Below are 950 nucleotides of genomic sequence, written 5' to 3'. Positions count from 1 at the left end.
CAGCCCGACCACGCCGAGCGAGATCATGTTCGCCGTGGTCTCGTGTCCGGCGGTCAGCAGCAGGAACGCCAGGCTCACCAGGCCCGCGTGGTCGAGGGTGCCCTTCTGGCGTTGCCGGGCGATCTGCTGGCCGAACAGGTCGTCGCCGGGTTCGGATTCCTTGCGGGTGATGAGATCGTCGATGTAGGCGCGCAGTTCGGCGAGGGCTCGCTGGCGGTCTTCCAGCGAGGTCCGGCCCACCATCATGGCGGTGCGGCTCTGGAAGAAGTTGTGGTCGGTGTAGGGCACGCCGAGCAGTTCGCAGATCACCAGTGAGGGCACCGGCAGGGACAGCGCCCGCACCAGGTCGACCGGCCGCTGGTCGGTGGCGAGCAGGTCGTCGATGAAGTGGTCGACGATGTCCTGGATCCGCGGGCGCAGCGCGGCCAGCCGTTTCACGGTGAACTCGCCGATCACGGGGCTGTAAGTTCCGGCAGTAAATGGCCGGGAATCTCCGGAGCTACTCGGCCGGACATGATCTCTTGACGGCAGGAGTACAGCCCTCAGGACCAGTCCTGCCAGAGAATCCTGCCACCGGTGCTGGACCCGAAGCGTTAGCTGCCGGGCGGCAGCGGGATCAGCACGCACGGCTTGACCGGGCCCTCGATCAGCCCGCCCGAGAACGCCCAGCCCGGACCGCCCGTCATGATGACGTCCACCAGCAGGGTCCGCCCAGGACCGAGGAGCCGCGGGTCGAGGTTGAACCCATTTCCTGCTGGGATTGAGGAGTTCACGTGGTTTGAGGTGAATCCGCTTTCCCCGCTCCGGGTCGCACGTCTGGCCACGCGGGACAAAGCTGATGTCGGCGTTCACCCCGAGGTCCTTCAGATCCTGTTCAAGCCGCTCGGACTCTCTGAGCTCCTCGAACTCCATCGCTGACGTTCCACGAAAGCGAGCTGGCCATTGCCGGC

The 950-nt window shown here is 66.1% G+C and carries 2 protein-coding genes; both read right to left on the bottom strand.

Features of this window, described 5'->3' with window-relative positions; translation table 11 throughout:
* On the bottom strand, positions 1–456 hold a 456-nt coding region (locus ABN273_RS59250), incomplete at its 3' end, for a cytochrome P450 family protein (protein WP_502911368.1).
* Positions 457–593: 137 nt separating this feature from the next.
* Complete coding sequence (locus tag ABN273_RS59245) at positions 594–773, bottom strand: hypothetical protein (protein ID WP_349458605.1); 180 nt, start codon at positions 771–773, stop codon at positions 594–596.
* Positions 774–950 lie beyond the last annotated feature (177 nt).

The sequence above is a fragment of the Nonomuraea sp. B19D2 genome (genome assembly GCF_040137845.1).
Taxonomy (GTDB): domain Bacteria; phylum Actinomycetota; class Actinomycetes; order Streptosporangiales; family Streptosporangiaceae; genus Nonomuraea.
Note: the sequence above shows the minus strand (reverse complement) of the source record. Positions and strands in the feature narration are given on the sequence as shown.